This window comes from Phyllobacterium sp. SB3, assembly GCF_040009165.1.
Lineage (GTDB): Bacteria > Pseudomonadota > Alphaproteobacteria > Rhizobiales > Rhizobiaceae > Phyllobacterium.
In genome coordinates, this window is record NZ_JBDYKI010000004.1 from 576,371 (window position 1) to 591,398 (window position 15,028).

The window sequence follows — 15,028 nt, forward strand, 5'->3', positions numbered from 1 at the left end:
ATCTATCGATAGCAGTCAATTAGGCGACATGACATGCAACTTTCGATAGATTTTTTATAATTTGCCATGAGTAAGCTGTGATAACCGCATGGATTTTGACCATCATCTCCACTAGCTTGCGGCAACTTGTATAATCCGAGAATCCGCAAAATGAGTCAGAATGCTGTTTCGAGTCCTCCCGTAAAGGCACGCCTTGGCAGGTTGGACATGTTGCGCGGTATCGCTCTTATCGCGATGGCAACATATCATACGGGTTGGGATTTCGAGTTCTTTGGATATCTTGAACCCGGCACCACCGGGCATGGCCTGTGGAAACTCTATGCCCGCTGCATCGCCTCGACCTTTCTGGTTCTGGTCGGCTTCAGTCTCGTGCTTGCCCATAAAAATGGAATTCGCTGGCAGCCATTCGGCATCCGGCTTGCGCAGATCGTCGCCGCCGCGCTGGCAATCACCATCGCCACCTATCAGTTCACTCCGGACAGCTTCGTGTTCTTCGGCATTCTGCATCAGATCGCCGCTGCTAGCCTACTGGGGCTGATTTTCCTGCGTTTACCGGCATTGATAATCGCGGCCGCTGCAGTGGCAGTCATCGCCGCGCCGCACTTTCTGGCATCGTCTACGTTTGATGTGCCGTGGCTCTGGCCACTGGGGCTTTCCGAAATCGCTATTCGCTCCAATGATTTTGTGCCGATTTTTCCATGGTTCGGAGCCGTGCTGGCCGGTATGGCACTCGCCAAAACATTTCAGCATTTCGATTTACTGAAACTGTTTGCCGGCAACATCAGGCCCCAATGGCTGGACAAAATTTTGCGTTTTATCGGCAGGCATAGCCTTGCCTTTTATCTTATCCATCAGCCGGTGTTGATCGGTTGTGTTTATGTGCTTTCATTGATTGTCCCGCCAGCAACGGCAACACCGCACGAAGTGTTTGGCCAAGCATGCGTGCAAAGCTGCCAAAGCGATAATGATCCAGCCTTTTGCCAGCGCTTCTGTGATTGCGTAATCGGCGAGACAGAAACAGCGGGTATCTTTGACGAGTTGTTTTCAGGAAAGCGCAACCAGAGCGATCCGACCATGCAGGATATAGCCGGGGTTTGCACCCAGCAAAGCATGCAGCCCTGAAGGAATTAGGTGTTGACGCCGAGTTCCGCGAGCCGCTCGATACAGCCCTCTTCAACTTGATCGAGTTCTGCCAGCGTTTCTTCGATGTCGCGGCGCTTCTGGCGCAGCTCACCGCGCTTTTCTTCGACGCGCTTCATCATCAGGTGAATTTGTCCAAGCTCACCGGGCGGTGCCTTGTACATCTGGATTATTTCCTGAATCTCACTGATCGAAAAGCCAAGGCGCTTGCCGCGAAGTATCTGCTTGAGCAAATGACGGTCAGACGGGCGAAACAGACGCGTCCGGCCACGGCGTACCGGATGGATCAGCCCTTCATCTTCGTAAAAGCGTAATGTGCGGGTCGAAACACCGAATTCCCGTGTCAATTCCGTAATTGAGTAATATTCGCGAATGGCAGACACAGATCATTCTCTCTTTAACCGATTGAATGTTTTGTTCACGAATTTACGTAAAAGTCAATTGAACGATTGTTCTCGGTTGAAAACTTTGGTGCATAACACTGTTAGTTGAAGCCGAACCACCAGGTTGCGAGCCCGAGAAATGATGAGAATCCAACGACATCGGTGATTGTTGTGACAAAGACTGCCGAGGCAATTGCGGGGTCGGCGCCGAACCTGTGCAGCAGCAGCGGGATAAGAATCCCCCCAAGAGCGGCGGCCAGCATATTTATGACCATCGCAGAAGCGATAATCCCGCCAAGGTTGACGCTGCTGAACCAGAAGCCAGCCACCAGCCCTATCAGAATAGCAAAAACGACGCCGTTTATGAGGCCAACAGATGCCTCGCGTCGGATAATACGTCCGGCATTGTAGATATCCATGTCGCGTGTCGCGAGCGCGCGCACTGTAACGGTCATGGTTTGTGTGCCTGCATTGCCCCCCATGGAGGCAACAATCGGCATGAGAACGGCGAGCGCCACCATCTGCTGGATCGTCCCATCGAAAAGTCCGATAACCGAAGCGGAGATAAACGCGGTGAACAGATTGACCACCAGCCACGGGGTGCGTGAGCGCGATGTTGAAAGTACGGAGTCGGAAAGCTCTTCGTCACCGACACCACCGAGGCGCAATATGTCTTCCTCGGCTTCTTCCTGAATAACGTCGACGATGTTCTCAATAGTCAGAACACCGACAAGCCGCTCATTTTCATCCACGACGGCGGCAGACAAGAGATCGTACTGCTCGAATATCTGCGCGGCTTCTTCCTGATCCATTGTCGCCGGAATGGCATGGCGTGTTTCATGCATGATCTCTTCGATCTTCGTATCGCGGCGGGTGCGCAAAATACGGTCGAGATCAATTGCTCCGAGCAGGCGAAACATCGGATCAATAACGAAAATCTGCGAAAAGGATTCCGGCAGATCAGCATTTTCACGCATGTAGTCGATGGTCTGCCCGACTGTCCAGAATGGTGGCACGGCCACAAATTCGGTCTGCATACGCCGACCGGCCGTCTCTTCCGGATAGCCAAGCGAGCGACGCAGGCGGACGCGTTCAGTGAACGGCAACTGCGCCAAAATCTCGTCGCGATCTTCCTGATCGAGATCTTCCAGAATGTAGACGGCATCATCGGAATCGAGGTCCTGAACCGCCTCGGCAATCTGCCTGTTCGGCATGGCATCGACGATTTCGAGGCGGACGGCTTCGTCCACCTCGGTCAGCGATGCAAAGTCGAACTCATCCCCAAGCAGTTCGATGAGCGCGCGGCGCTGTTCGGTCTGCAGGGCTTCCAGAACGTGACCCAGTTCGGATTGATGCAGCTTGCCGACATGCGAACGCAGAAACAGAACATCGCGGTCGGCAATAGCCGCACCGACCCTAGCTAGGTAAGACGAGCGGACCGCACCGTCTTCACCATAGATGTCCGCTTCCTCAACCTCGGGAGCGGCATTGGGTTGGCGTTCTGTTTCATCCATTCTGTCCGCACCCGTCTGGCTGGCATCAATCGTAGTTCAGGCAATATCCGGTTCAGGCGGCGCTGTCTTCCCAGCCGCTTATGGCCTTGACTTCGAGGAAGTCTTCTAGCCCCCAATGCCCGCCCTCGCGGCCTATCCCGGACTGCTTGTAGCCACCGAAAGGTGCATCCGCCGCATGGCTGGCGCCATTGATACGCACCATCCCTGCCCGTAGCTGTTTCGACACGCGCTTGATACGTTCCACGTCCCCGGACTGGACATAGGCTGCCAGACCATAGGGCGTGTCATTGGCGATTTCGACAGCCTCTTCTTCCGTATCGAACGGGATCATCGCCAGAACCGGTCCGAAAATCTCTTCCCGTGCGATAACCATGTCATTGTTCACATCAGCAAAGACCGTCGGCCGCACATAATAGCCGCGGTTGAAGCCTTCAGGCCGTCCGGTGCCGCCAGCGATAAGCCGCGCGCCTTCCTTGATGCCCTGCTCTATCAGGCCTTGAACCTTGTTGAACTGAAGCTCAGACACCAGCGGTCCCATATGATCGCCGTCCTGCGCCGGATCACCAACCTTGGTGGCCTTGGCTGTCGCAGCAGCAACCTCAGTCGCTTTGTCATAGACCGAGCGTTCCACCAGCATGCGTGTCGGTGCGTTGCAGGATTGCCCCGTATTGTTGAAAACATGCGAAACACCACGCTTTACCGCTGCCTCAACATCCGAATCCGCAAAAACGATGTTCGGCGACTTGCCGCCCAGTTCCAGCGAAACGCGCTTCACTGTATCGGCAGCAGCTTTCGTCACAGCAATACCCGCCCTTGTGGAGCCGGTGAACGACATCATGTCGATGCCGGGATGACGTGACATCGCTTCACCTACGGTTGGGCCATCGCCGTTGACGAGATTGAACACACCAGCAGGCAAATCAGAAGCGTCAACGATTTCCGCAAACAACATTGAGGACATCGGTGCAATTTCCGATGGCTTCAGGATAACCGTGCAACCGGCAGCAATAGCAGGCACAACTTTCAGAACCACCTGATTCATCGGCCAGTTCCAAGGGGTTATCAGCCCGCAGACACCAATCGCCTCATAGGCAATACGAACATTCTTGTTGTGAGCATCGAGCGGACGCTCGAACTCAAAATTCTTCAGGGCGCGCTGAAATGCCTTCAAATGGCCCATACCGGAAGCAGCTTGCTCTTCCAATGCCATCGTCATGGGCGCGCCCATTTCAGACGAAATTGCCTTGGCCATGTCGGATAGACGCGACTCGTAAACTGCGATCAGGCGATCCAGCCAGGCGACACGCTCTTCGCGGCTGCTGACACTCCAGCTTGTGAATGCTTTGCGTGCTGCAACAACCGCCTTGTCCACATCAGCGGCAGAACCGATGGATATCGTTGCGAAAGCCTGTTCATCGGCAGGATTGATCACTTCAAGCTCTTTAGCGACAACCGGAGCTATCCATTTTCCATCAATATAGAAATCGGTCTTGCGAAGCATGATCTGTCTCCTGCTGATTTGTTTTAGAAGGGCAATTTTAACAGGCCGTCTGTGATCGGCTGTTACTGTAATGTGTGTGTAGCGAGGATCGTTGCAACGGCCAACAGGAATATCGAACAAAGAGGCGAAAATTACGGCGCAACCTTTATTTGTTCTCGGTTGAATTGTCGCGCCAGCCGCAGGAAATTTCCGAGAATGGCGTGACCATATTCCGTCAGTACGGATTCCGGGTGAAATTGAACCCCATGCGTTGGATGGCTGGTATGGGCCAATCCCATGATTTCTCCGGAACCTGACCGTGCAGTAATCAATAAAGGCCCCTCCTGCTCTTCATAGTCGACGATCAGGGAATGATAACGACCCGCTTTGAAAGGGCTAGGCAGGCCCTTGAAGACGCCTGTGCCATCATGCTGAATTGCCGAAGAGCGTCCATGCATCGGCTCGCATGCACGCACCACCCGCCCGCCAAACACTTCACCGATACATTGATGACCAAGGCATATGCCAAGTATGGGAATTTCTCCACTCAGATGCTCGACAATGGGCATGGACTGCCCTGCCTCATGCGGCCCGCAAGGCCCCGGTGACAGGATGATTGCTTCCGGGGCCAGTTGCCTCACGTCTTCAACTGTTATGGCATCGTTGCGAACGACTTTTGTTACCGCGCCCAGTTCGGCGAAATAGCGTGAAACCGTAAAAACAAACGAATCGTAATTATCGATGATCAGGATCATGGCGCATCGCTTTCAAAAACATTGAAGATGCGCGCTGCCTTATCGAGGGTTTCCTGATATTCAGCCGCAGGGTCGGATAAGGCTGTAATCCCCCCTCCAGCTTGAAAAACTGCCTTTCCGCCCTGAAACAGCACTGTCCGTATCCCGATATTGCTATCGAAATTACCGTTGAACGCCAGATAGCCTATTGAACCGCAATAAATGCCCCGTGCCTGCCGCTCGATCTGGGTGATAATCTCCATGGCACGCAGTTTCGGCGCGCCGGTTATTGAACCGCCGGGGAATGAAGCGGCTATAAGATCGGCCAAGGACTTGTCTTTAGCCAATTCACCCGTCACCACCGAAACCAGATGATGAACACTGGCATAGGTTTCCAAACCACAGAGCACAGGCGTCAGAACGGAATGCGGACGACAGACGCGCGACAGGTCATTTCGCATCAGGTCGACAATCATGAGATTCTCGGCGCGATCCTTTTCTGACTCCAAAAGTACATCTGCAAGGCGTTTATCTTCCACCGGATCAGCAGAGCGTGGCATCGTGCCCTTGATTGGTCGCGTCTCGACATCTTTGCCCTTTACACAAAGAAATCGCTCCGGCGAACTCGACGCTATAACAATGTCGTCGTGCTCGATAAATGCTGCAAAAGTCGAAGCGTTTTTCTGGCGCAGTTGCTTGTAGAAGTGCCATGGCGCGTAATTTTCTGGAAGATCAGCACTGAAACACTGTGCTATGTTCGCCTGAAAAATATCGCCGTCCAAAATATACTCAACAACCTGTGTGACGGCCCGCATATAGCTTTCGCGGTCAAAATTGGAGCGCCAGGCGTCACGTTTAATTGCTGGTACCCGACTCGTATTGCCTTCTCCCCCGGTAGCAATCCGGTTCATGAACAATGCGGCACGCTCTTCACTGCGTTTCACGCGGGAAGCTTCATCTAACTCCGGAAACCCGGTCGAAATCAGCCAGACTTTTTGTTCCCTGTGGTCAAATGCCAGCACGACATCATAAAAGTTCCATACGGCATCAGGCATAGCACCTTGCGCTGGCACCTCCGGTTGCGGCAGACGTTCGAGCAAGCGTCCGAATTCATAAGAAAAATAGCCTATGGCGCCTGCCTGAAATGGCGGCAATCCGGCTTGATCCTCTGTGCGATATAGCTGGAGGTAGTGCGAAATGGCCTCCGGCAACGCCATATCCACCAAGTCACCATTCCATTTTACAGCACCCTTATCAGCAACGAGCCGTCCAAAAGGATCGGCCGCTACGTAGGAATATCGCCCCAGCGTGTCGTGGCGCATTGCACTGTCGAGAAAGCTCAATCCCCCGAGTGCCCGCAAGCTTTCAGCAGCATCAACAGGCTCCAGCCAGGGAATTTCACGAATATGCAAATAGCTCTCCTGTTAGCGCGACAGTAAAATTGTGCGTGGTTCGACGGGGCTCACCATGAGGAAGGTTGATGGGCTTCAGTCTCAAGAACACCCGGTGTACAGAACTACTTTACAGTCCCCACCTTCCTCATGGTGAGCCCCGTCGAACCACGCACAGACTTACTGTAACAGCCAAAGATTGAATACTGAGCCCAAATCACTCAGCTCTTACGCGTTGCGAGCAGAATACTTGTCTCAGTCGAAGTGATTCCGTCAATGTGGCGAATGTCACGCAATGTCCTGTCAAAGGCTTCCAGCGTCTCGACCTCGATTTCCGCGACAATATCCCAGCGGCCATTGGTGGTATGCATCGCACGGATTTCCGGGAAACCCTGTAGGCGGCGGATCACCTTCTCACCACCCTGCCCGGCAACTTCAATCATGGCGATGGCGCGCACGCCGTAAACACCAGCGCCGGGCTTCAAGGTTATCGTGAAGCCCTGAATTGTCCCATCATTTGTCATCTTGTCGATGCGAGTTCGCACGGTAGCGCGCGATATGCCCAGAATCGTCGCCATCGACGAAACCGGCAAACGGCAATCATCTCTCATTAGTGACAAAAGCCTGCGATCAATATCATCCATGTTTACAAACCGATCAAACTGATTGAGCAAATTGCGCATTAAGCTGCGCATTTCTATCAAGATGCTGGCTTTTTGTCACCGCGGAAAAATGCGACCATCTATTCATTCCAATTTCCGAAACGGCGACGATTAATGAACATGCACGGCAATTTCGAAGACAATCAAAAACAGGACCTGACCATCATCGGTGCCCCGATCGAAGAAGGTGCAGGCCGACTTGGTGCGCTCATGGGCCCCGCCGCTCTGCGCACCGCAGGTCTTGTTCGAACCCTTGAAGAACTAGGTCATGCGGCAAAAGATCGAGGTGATTTGCGTCTTCCCGAAATATTGCCGGTTGTCCCGCCGGTTAATGGCCTTGCCCATTTCATTGAGGAAATTGCTGCATGGTCGCGTATGCTGGCCGTCGAGACTTATGACGCAATGAAATCCGGTTCCTTTCCGATCATTCTTGGCGGCGATCATAGCCTTTCCATAGGTTCGGTTGGCGGCATTGCGCGCTATTGTGAAGAGCAGAACCGCGAGCTTTTCGTGCTCTGGCTTGATGCGCATTCCGATTTCAACACGCCTGCCACTTCTCCTTCGGGAAATATGCACGGCATGCCTCTGGCGCTCCTATGCCGAGAGCCCGGTCTTGAAGGTGTTTTTGGTGATGAGCCGCACGGTTTCGTCAAGCCGGAGAATCTGCATCTCTTCGGCATACGCTCGATTGATGGCACCGAGCGTGTTCTTCTGCGCGAACGTGGCATTGATGTTGTCGATATGCGCCAGATAGATGAATTCGGTGTCGCACCACTTCTGCGCCGCATCCTTGAACGCGTCCAAAAAGCCAATGGCGTTCTGCATGTCAGTTTCGACGTCGACTTTATCGATCCTTCAATTGCGCCCGGTGTTGGCACCACTGTTCCCGGTGGCGCAACGTACCGCGAAGCCCATCTTGTCATGGAAATGCTTCACGATTCCGGTGTCGTCTGCTCGCTTGATCTTGTTGAGCTAAATCCATTTCTCGACGAGCGCGGCAAGAGTGCCCTGCTGCTCGTCGATCTCGTGGCCAGCCTTTTCGGCCGCTCAGTTTTCGGAAAACCAAACCGCGTTGACCAGAGCATAAACGCCAGCAACGTTTGATTACGGCAATAGGAGGATATTTTGCTGCACACAGCCGCCGATCTCATTTCCACAGAATCCCGCCTTGGGGCACATAATTACAAACCCCTCGACGTGGTACTGGAACGCGGCGAAGGCGTGCATGTCTGGGATATTGAGGGCAACCGTTATCTCGATTGCCTTTCAGCCTACTCCGCGGTCAATCAGGGTCATTGCCATCCAAAAATTCTCAAAGCAATGACCGAACAGGCAAGCAAACTGACTCTCACGTCCCGCGCCTTCCGCAATGACCAGCTTGCCCTGTTTTATGAAGAGCTGGCCGCACTGACCGGCTCACATAAAATCCTGCCGATGAACAGCGGCGCGGAAGCAGTGGAGACAGCGATCAAAGCCGTACGTAAGTGGGGCTATGAGGTAAAGGGCGTTCCGGAAAATCAGGCGGAGATCATCGTTTGCTCGGACAACTTCCATGGCCGCACCATGGGTATCGTCGGTTTCAGTACCGACCCTTCAGCGCGCGAGAATTTCGGCCCGTTTGCTCCCGGCTTCAAGGTCGTTCCCTTCGGCGATATTGACGCTTTCAGTGCCGCGCTCACTCCAAACACCGTAGCCTTCCTTGTGGAACCTATTCAGGGTGAAGCTGGCGTAATCATTCCGCCGACAGGCTATTTCACCAAGGTGCGCGAGCTTTGCACCAGCAACAACGTCACGCTGATCCTTGATGAGATTCAAACTGGGCTTGGCCGTACCGGAACATTGCTTGCTGAAGAGCATGAAGGCATTGAGGCCGACGTGACCTTGATCGGCAAAGCGCTTTCAGGCGGTTTTTATCCAGTGTCAGCCGTTCTCTCCAATACCGATGTTCTAGGTGTTCTGAAGCCCGGTCAGCATGGCAGCACATTTGGCGGCAACCCGCTGGCTTGTGCGATTGCCAGAGCCGCCCTGCGCGTTTTGACCGAAGAGGGCATGATTGAGAACTCAAGGGTGGAAGGCCAGTATTTCCTTGAGCAGCTCAAAGGCATCCGCAGCAATATTGTTCGGGAAGTGCGGGGACGCGGCCTGATGCTGGCCGTCGAGCTGCATCCTGAAGCTGGCGGAGCAAACCGCTTCTGCTATGAACTGAAAGCCCGCGGCATTCTGGCCAAGGACACCCATGGCGACACGATCCGCATTGCCCCGCCGCTGGTCATCAATCGCGAACAGGTCGATTGGGCGCTCGAACAGTTTGACGACGTGCTTACACGTCTAAACTGATACGTGAGCGAAAACCTGCTCTGCGCCACGAATTGCGCAGAGCAATTTCCATGAGTTTCAAATGGCCGGTTTATAAGTGGCCAACTTTAGGCCGAAACCGATAAAAACAACGCCGGTCACACCTTTAAGCCAACGCTGGAATTTCCCCTGCCGTGTGAAAGCTGTCAGCTTTGAGAACAGCATGACAATTGCGCCAAACCAGACGATGTTGATCATAGAATGCAGAAATACGAGCAGAAATGCCGAGGCTACCGGATGAGCATTCAACGGAATGAACTGCGGAAAAACTGCCAGATAAAACATCGACACTTTGGGGTTCAGGCCATTGGTCAATAGCCCTTCAAAGAAAGCTTTGACGAGAGTGCGCTGACGTTTGGCCGGGGCAATTTTTGGCGCGGTCTCGACGCCTTTAAATGCAGCGATCAGCGCCTTTATTCCAATCCAGCATAAATAGGCTACACCGACATATTTGACGATCATGAATGCTGTTGCAGATTTCATGACGATGATGGAAATGCCTAAAATCGACAGGGCACCGTGAATGTAAAAGGCGGTGAAAAAACCCGCGATATTCGCAAAGCCTGCTGTCCGTCCGGAGGTCGGAACTGTCTTGGCAATCAACATCCCGTTTGGACCCGGCGACGTAACCAAAAGTGTCGCCGTTATCATGAATGCAAATATTACTGACCAACTCATTTGCGTCGCTATCCTCGCCACATTACACCAGTAGGTAGCACCCCACCGTAGCAGAGTTTTGATCTTCCAGACGGTGGCGGTCCTTGCCTTATCTGACAAAAGAATGAGAGTTAGTCATCAGCGAAAACTGTCACCGTGACATGTTCGGCTGATCATACCAGCAAATTTCCGCTGCCCGACTGAGAACCGGAGCAAACATTCGGTCTTTTCCAGCATTAACAAGCAAAATACGAGAAAAACCGTCGATTTTTGGAGCAAAACTGTAACCTGCACGCGAAATTTTGGTGTGGCGAGTTGAACTTACCAATTCGGTATCCTTTTAGTGCCTCGGACACTGAAACGTGCGTTCTTCACAAGGCTGAGCACTAAGCTTACCTAAGTTCCAGTCAGAAATTGTAGAGCAAAATCATGGAACTTGGTCTTTATACATTTGCCGGCATGAGCCCCGATCCTGCAACAGGTGTGGCCATTGATGCCCATCAAAGAATGCAGAATCTACTTGAAGAGATGGAACTCGCCGATCAGGTCGGTCTGGATGTATTTGGTATTGGCGAGCACCATCGTCCAGACTTTGTCATCTCCACACCTGCTGTTGCCTTGGCGGCCGGTGCTGCTCGAACGAAGAATATTCGGCTCACCAGTGCCGTAACCGTGCTCAGTTCAGAAGACCCGGTCCGCGTGTTTCAGGAGTATGCGACACTCGATCTGATCTCGTCGGGACGTGCCGAAATCATGGCTGGCCGGGGCTCTTTTATCGAATCTTTTCCGCTATTTGGCTATGATTTGCATGATTACGACGAGCTCTTTACGGAAAAGCTCGATCTTCTGCTGAAACTGCGGGAAAGTGAGCGGGTAACTTGGCGCGGTAAATTGCGGGCCCCGCTCGATAATCTCGGCGTCTATCCTCGTCCGATGCAAAATCCCCTGCCAGTTTGGATTGCCGTTGGCGGAACACCGGAGTCAGTTATCAGAGCCGGAACGCTTGGATTACCGCTTGCTGTTGCGATTATTGGCGGTGAACCGCATCGCTTTGCGCCTTTGGTTGAGCTTTATCGCGAGTCCGGAGCGAAAGCCGGTCATTCACCGGAAACACTAAAGGTCAGCATCAACTCGCATGGTTATGTGGCTGATAGTTCGCAGGCTGCCTCTGACGAGTATTGGCCGTCCTACGAAGTGGTGATGAATAAGATCGGCCGTGAACGCGGTTGGCCACCGAGCAACCGTGCTCAGTATGAAGCCGGACGCACGCCACGCGGCGCTCTTCTCGTTGGTTCTCCGCAGGAGATAATCGATAAGATTATGATTCAACACACTTATTTCAAGCATGACCGCTTCATGTTGCAAATCGATCTTGGTAGCCTGCCACATAAAAATACGCTGAAAGCAATCGAGCTTTACGGCACCAAGGTTGCGCCGATCATCCGCAAGGAACTGGCCACGGTCTAGATCGTATCCAGTCCAAAACCCTGCAACAGCCGACGCGTTTGAAAATCCGGCTTCCCTGAAGTGAACACGGCGATATCGTCGCCGTGTTCCGGCTCAATGCCTTCCGGGTTGGGTTTGAGCAGCGAAACGGCACGGCGGGCAATGGCTTCGGCAGGATCGAGCCAATCCACCGGCCAAGGTGCAAGACGCCGGAATACATTCACGAGAAATGGATAATGGGTACAGGCCAGCACCACGATGTCGGTACGCTTGCCATCCTTCTCGTAGAAGCAAGGCATGATTTCATCCAGCAACGCCGCATCATCCAGCTTTTCACCACGCATATGTGCTTCTGCCATGCGGGCAAGCGTTTGGCTGCCAACAAGCCTCACATGACATTTCGTGGCAAATGACTGAATGAGATCACGCGTATAAGCACGTTTAACGGTACCCGGAGTTGCCAGTACACTAATCAAACCCGAAGATGTGCGCTCCGCCGCAGGTTTTATCGCTGGAACGGTGCCCACAAATGGAACATGCGGAAATGCTTTGCGTAAATCCTCAAGCACAAGTGTCGATGCCGTATTGCACGGTATGATGACGATCTCGGGATCATAGGTTCTGATGAAACCATCAAAAAGCCCGACGATGCGTTGCTTCAACGCTTCCTCTTCCCAATCGCCGTAAGGAAAACCGGCATCATCAGCGATGTAGACAAAGCGGCGATCCGGGATGAGCACCCTCGCCTCGCGCAAGACCGTGAGACCGCCAATACCGCTGTCAAAAGCAATAATTGGCCTGTCGCCTGTCGCATTATTCATCGCCTGACGAATCCTTGTCCGAGATTTGAGCTTCATTTTCTGATGGCAGAGACTTTTCCCGCTTGCGCCCCTCAGGCGCTCCCGAACCGCGCGGGGTTTTCGGGCTGAAATAATCCAAGGAAACAACAACTCCGCGCAACAGCCGCAGTTCGGATTCAGAGAATCCTGCCCTTGTGAGCACACCGCGCAGATTATTGACCATGATTTCCTTGCGCGCCATGGGGCGGAAATAGCCGCGTGCCTGGAGCGCATCTTCCAGATGATTGAAAAAGCCTTGCAATTGTTCCTTGGGAGCAGGTTCAAGTTCCGGACCACGAAAGGCGGTATCAGTTTCGTTTGCAAGACCTGATTTCATCCACTCATAGGACATGAGGAGCACTGCCTGCGCTATATTCAGTGACGAAAAAGCCGGATTGACCGGAAATGTTACAAGCTCATCAGCAAGGCTGATTTCGTCATTGTTGAGGCCGAAGCGTTCACGCCCGAACAGAATTCCGGTTTTTTCATCATTATTGAAGCGCTGCCGCAAAATCTGTCCTGCTTCCACAGGACCGCGCACCTGTTTAAAAGCGTCGCGCTCCCGCGCCGTTGTCGCATAAACAAAATGCAAATCCTTTATGGCAGAAGCCAGATCGTCAAAAACGCGCGCGTTATCGATAATGTGATCTGCCCGGCTCGCTGCGGAGCGGGCCTTTTCATTCGGAAACTCTTCGCGCGGCTTGACCAGCCTCAACTCTGCCAGACCAAAGTTAGCCATTGCACGAGCCACCATGCCGATGTTCTCCGGCAATTGCGGTTCGACCAGAATAATTGCCGGGCCTTCCGCAATAAGGGTGCGCTGTCTGTCAGTTCCGGCCATTTTCAATCCTTGCGTTGATCGCGCCGTAATAGCTCGCGTTTTTTTTCCGCAAAACCCCAAAAATCTCATTTTGGTTTTTGGATAGGGATTTTGCGCATTTAAAAGTGTTACTGCGTCCTATACGCGCCCAAAAAGACGCGTGGCGCAGTAATGCAATGCGGCTGTTTGCGCGAAACCGCATGAGAGCGTCTTTGCGTATCTGTTTTCCGGTGCTATAGGGGCGCGAACCCTCAATCAAACCAAGGCTGGCATCCCAAACCCGGCAAAAAAGAGGCCCAATATTCATGGCAAAGATCAAGGTTGCAAATCCGGTTGTCGAACTCGATGGCGATGAGATGACACGCATCATCTGGCAGTATATCAAGGAAAAGCTGATCCATCCTTACCTCGATATCGATTTGAAATATTATGATCTGGGCATGGAACATCGCGATGCAACTGACGATCAGGTCACGATCGATGCTGCAAACGCGATCAAGCAGTATGGCGTGGGCGTTAAGTGCGCGACGATTACTCCTGATGAACAGCGCGTTGAAGAATTTGGCCTCAAGAAGATGTGGAAGTCGCCTAACGGCACGATCCGCAACATTCTCGGCGGCGTAATTTTCCGCGAACCAATCATTGCCAAGAACGTTCCTCGTCTGGTTCCCGGTTGGACACAGCCAATCATCGTTGGCCGTCACGCATTCGGCGATCAGTATCGCGCAACCGATTTCAAATTCCCCGGCAAAGGCAAGCTTTCGATCAAGTTTGTCGGTGAAGATGGCCAGACTATCGAGCATGACGTTTATGATGCGCCAAGCGCTGGTGTCGCCATGGCCATGTACAATCTTGACGATTCCATCCGCGACTTTGCACGTGCTTCGCTGAACTATGCCTACAACCGCAGCGTTCCTTGCTATTTGTCAACCAAGAACACAATTCTCAAGGCCTATGACGGCCGCTTCAAGGACATTTTTCAGGAAGTCTTCGATACAGAATTCAAGGACAAGTTTGCGGAAAAGAAGATCAGCTATGAGCATCGCCTGATAGACGACATGGTCGCATCCGCATTGAAGTGGTCCGGTGGCTACGTGTGGGCGTGCAAGAACTACGATGGCGACGTTCAGTCCGACATCGTTGCACAGGGCTTCGGTTCACTCGGTCTCATGACTTCCGTTCTCATGACTCCAGATGGCCAGACAGTTGAAGCTGAAGCTGCCCACGGAACGGTGACCCGTCACTACCGCCAGCATCAAAAGGGTCAGGAAACGTCGACAAACTCCATTGCATCAATCTTTGCCTGGACACGTGGTCTCGCGCACCGCGCCAAGCTCGATGGCAATGCTGAGCTCGACCGCTTCGCCAATACGCTCGAAAAGGTCTGCGTTGACACTGTTGAGTCAGGCTACATGACCAAGGATCTGGCGCTCCTCATCGGCCCGGATCAGCCTTGGCTTTCGACAACAGGCTTTCTCGACAAAATCAGCGAGAACCTGACAAAGGCAATGGCTGCCTGATAGCGCAAGAGAACAACGAAAAAGCCCCGGTTTTGCCGGGGCTTTTTGTTAAGCGGATATTTTACGCTCCGCAGCAATAAATATAAG

Annotated in this window: 14 protein-coding genes; 5 read left to right on the forward strand and 9 right to left on the reverse strand. The window is 52.9% G+C overall.

All coding sequences use genetic code 11. From position 1 onward, the window contains the following. Positions 1 to 150 precede the first annotated feature (150 nt). Positions 151 to 1,122 (forward strand): DUF1624 domain-containing protein, encoded by a 972-nt coding sequence (locus tag ABKW30_RS18240; RefSeq protein ID WP_348600324.1) that lies wholly within the window; start codon positions 151 to 153, stop codon positions 1,120 to 1,122. Positions 1,123 to 1,127: 5 nt separating this feature from the next. On the opposite strand, the gene ABKW30_RS18245 is transcribed toward ABKW30_RS18240, so the two are convergent. The 6 genes from ABKW30_RS18245 to ABKW30_RS18270 all read right to left on the reverse strand — a co-directional run bounded on the left by ABKW30_RS18245 (position 1,128) and on the right by ABKW30_RS18270 (position 7,286). Next, the gene (locus ABKW30_RS18245) at positions 1,128 to 1,514 is read right to left on the reverse strand and encodes a MerR family DNA-binding transcriptional regulator (RefSeq protein ID WP_040856683.1); all 387 of its coding nucleotides are present in this window, start codon (positions 1,512 to 1,514) and stop codon (positions 1,128 to 1,130) included. Between the two features lie 110 nt (positions 1,515 to 1,624). Then, positions 1,625 to 3,037 (reverse strand): magnesium transporter, encoded by a 1,413-nt coding sequence (gene mgtE / locus ABKW30_RS18250; protein ID WP_348600325.1) that lies wholly within the window; start codon positions 3,035 to 3,037, stop codon positions 1,625 to 1,627. Positions 3,038 to 3,089: 52 nt separating this feature from the next. Continuing rightward, positions 3,090 to 4,538: an aldehyde dehydrogenase family protein gene (locus tag ABKW30_RS18255; RefSeq protein ID WP_348600326.1), complete on the reverse strand. Its 1,449-nt coding sequence runs from the start codon at positions 4,536 to 4,538 to the stop codon at positions 3,090 to 3,092. Positions 4,539 to 4,669: 131 nt separating this feature from the next. Beyond that, complete coding sequence (locus ABKW30_RS18260) at positions 4,670 to 5,272, reverse strand: aminodeoxychorismate/anthranilate synthase component II (RefSeq protein ID WP_348600327.1); 603 nt, start codon at positions 5,270 to 5,272, stop codon at positions 4,670 to 4,672. After that, on the reverse strand, positions 5,269 to 6,663 hold the full coding sequence (gene pabB / locus ABKW30_RS18265; RefSeq protein WP_348600328.1) for an aminodeoxychorismate synthase component I: 1,395 nt from the start codon (positions 6,661 to 6,663) through the stop codon (positions 5,269 to 5,271). The genes ABKW30_RS18260 and pabB overlap by 4 nt, the downstream gene beginning before the upstream one ends. 200 nt (positions 6,664 to 6,863) lie before the next feature. Then, positions 6,864 to 7,286: an Lrp/AsnC family transcriptional regulator gene (locus ABKW30_RS18270; RefSeq protein WP_348600439.1), complete on the reverse strand. Its 423-nt coding sequence runs from the start codon at positions 7,284 to 7,286 to the stop codon at positions 6,864 to 6,866. A 132-nt stretch (positions 7,287 to 7,418) separates the two neighbouring features. On the opposite strand from ABKW30_RS18270, the gene rocF reads away from it, so the two are divergent. Together rocF and rocD are read left to right on the forward strand one after the other, a co-directional pair. Continuing rightward, the gene (rocF, locus tag ABKW30_RS18275) at positions 7,419 to 8,408 is read left to right on the forward strand and encodes an arginase (protein WP_348600329.1); all 990 of its coding nucleotides are present in this window, start codon (positions 7,419 to 7,421) and stop codon (positions 8,406 to 8,408) included. 24 nt (positions 8,409 to 8,432) lie between these two features. Continuing rightward, positions 8,433 to 9,641 carry an ornithine--oxo-acid transaminase gene (gene rocD / locus ABKW30_RS18280; protein ID WP_348600440.1) on the forward strand — a complete coding sequence of 403 codons (1,209 nt, stop codon included), beginning with the start codon at positions 8,433 to 8,435 and terminating at the stop codon, positions 9,639 to 9,641. A gap of 57 nt (positions 9,642 to 9,698) precedes the next feature. Here rocD and ABKW30_RS18285 read toward each other — a convergent pair whose 3' ends face one another. Then, on the reverse strand, positions 9,699 to 10,337 hold the full coding sequence (locus ABKW30_RS18285; protein WP_348600330.1) for a LysE family translocator: 639 nt from the start codon (positions 10,335 to 10,337) through the stop codon (positions 9,699 to 9,701). 408 nt (positions 10,338 to 10,745) lie between these two features. Here ABKW30_RS18285 and ABKW30_RS18290 point away from each other — a divergent pair, with 408 nt between their 5' ends. After that, positions 10,746 to 11,783 carry an LLM class flavin-dependent oxidoreductase gene (locus ABKW30_RS18290; RefSeq protein WP_348600331.1) on the forward strand — a complete coding sequence of 346 codons (1,038 nt, stop codon included), beginning with the start codon at positions 10,746 to 10,748 and terminating at the stop codon, positions 11,781 to 11,783. Here ABKW30_RS18290 and murI read toward each other — a convergent pair. Both murI and ABKW30_RS18300 read right to left on the reverse strand, forming a co-directional pair. Continuing rightward, entirely contained in the window at positions 11,780 to 12,583 is an 804-nt protein-coding gene (murI, locus tag ABKW30_RS18295; RefSeq protein ID WP_348600332.1) for a glutamate racemase, read from the reverse strand. The two genes, ABKW30_RS18290 and murI, sit on opposite strands and share 4 nt — an antisense overlap. Continuing rightward, positions 12,576 to 13,442: an RNA methyltransferase gene (locus ABKW30_RS18300; RefSeq protein WP_348600333.1), complete on the reverse strand. Its 867-nt coding sequence runs from the start codon at positions 13,440 to 13,442 to the stop codon at positions 12,576 to 12,578. The genes murI and ABKW30_RS18300 overlap by 8 nt, the downstream gene beginning before the upstream one ends. A gap of 284 nt (positions 13,443 to 13,726) precedes the next feature. On the opposite strand from ABKW30_RS18300, the gene ABKW30_RS18305 reads away from it, so the two are divergent. Next, positions 13,727 to 14,941, forward strand: a complete 1,215-nt coding sequence (locus ABKW30_RS18305) for an NADP-dependent isocitrate dehydrogenase (RefSeq protein WP_348600334.1) — start codon at positions 13,727 to 13,729, stop codon at positions 14,939 to 14,941. Positions 14,942 to 15,028: the final 87 nt, after the last annotated feature.

Excerpts from the sequence above, each read along its gene's own strand:
- ABKW30_RS18240 (WP_348600324.1), top strand. The coding sequence starts at position 151 with ATGAGTCAGAATGCTGTTTCGAGTCCTCCCGTAAAGGCACGCCTTGGC.
- mgtE (WP_348600325.1), bottom strand. The coding sequence starts at position 3,037 with ATGGATGAAACAGAACGCCAACCCAATGCCGCTCCCGAGGTTGAGGAA.
- ABKW30_RS18255 (WP_348600326.1), bottom strand. The coding sequence starts at position 4,538 with ATGCTTCGCAAGACCGATTTCTATATTGATGGAAAATGGATAGCTCCG.
- ABKW30_RS18260 (WP_348600327.1), bottom strand. The coding sequence starts at position 5,272 with ATGATCCTGATCATCGATAATTACGATTCGTTTGTTTTTACGGTTTCA.
- ABKW30_RS18270 (WP_348600439.1), bottom strand. The coding sequence starts at position 7,286 with ATGGATGATATTGATCGCAGGCTTTTGTCACTAATGAGAGATGATTGC.
- rocF (WP_348600329.1), top strand. The coding sequence starts at position 7,419 with ATGAACATGCACGGCAATTTCGAAGACAATCAAAAACAGGACCTGACC.
- ABKW30_RS18285 (WP_348600330.1), bottom strand. The coding sequence starts at position 10,337 with ATGAGTTGGTCAGTAATATTTGCATTCATGATAACGGCGACACTTTTG.
- ABKW30_RS18290 (WP_348600331.1), top strand. The coding sequence starts at position 10,746 with ATGGAACTTGGTCTTTATACATTTGCCGGCATGAGCCCCGATCCTGCA.
- murI (WP_348600332.1), bottom strand. The coding sequence starts at position 12,583 with ATGAATAATGCGACAGGCGACAGGCCAATTATTGCTTTTGACAGCGGT.
- ABKW30_RS18300 (WP_348600333.1), bottom strand. The coding sequence starts at position 13,442 with ATGGCCGGAACTGACAGACAGCGCACCCTTATTGCGGAAGGCCCGGCA.
- ABKW30_RS18305 (WP_348600334.1), top strand. The coding sequence starts at position 13,727 with ATGGCAAAGATCAAGGTTGCAAATCCGGTTGTCGAACTCGATGGCGAT.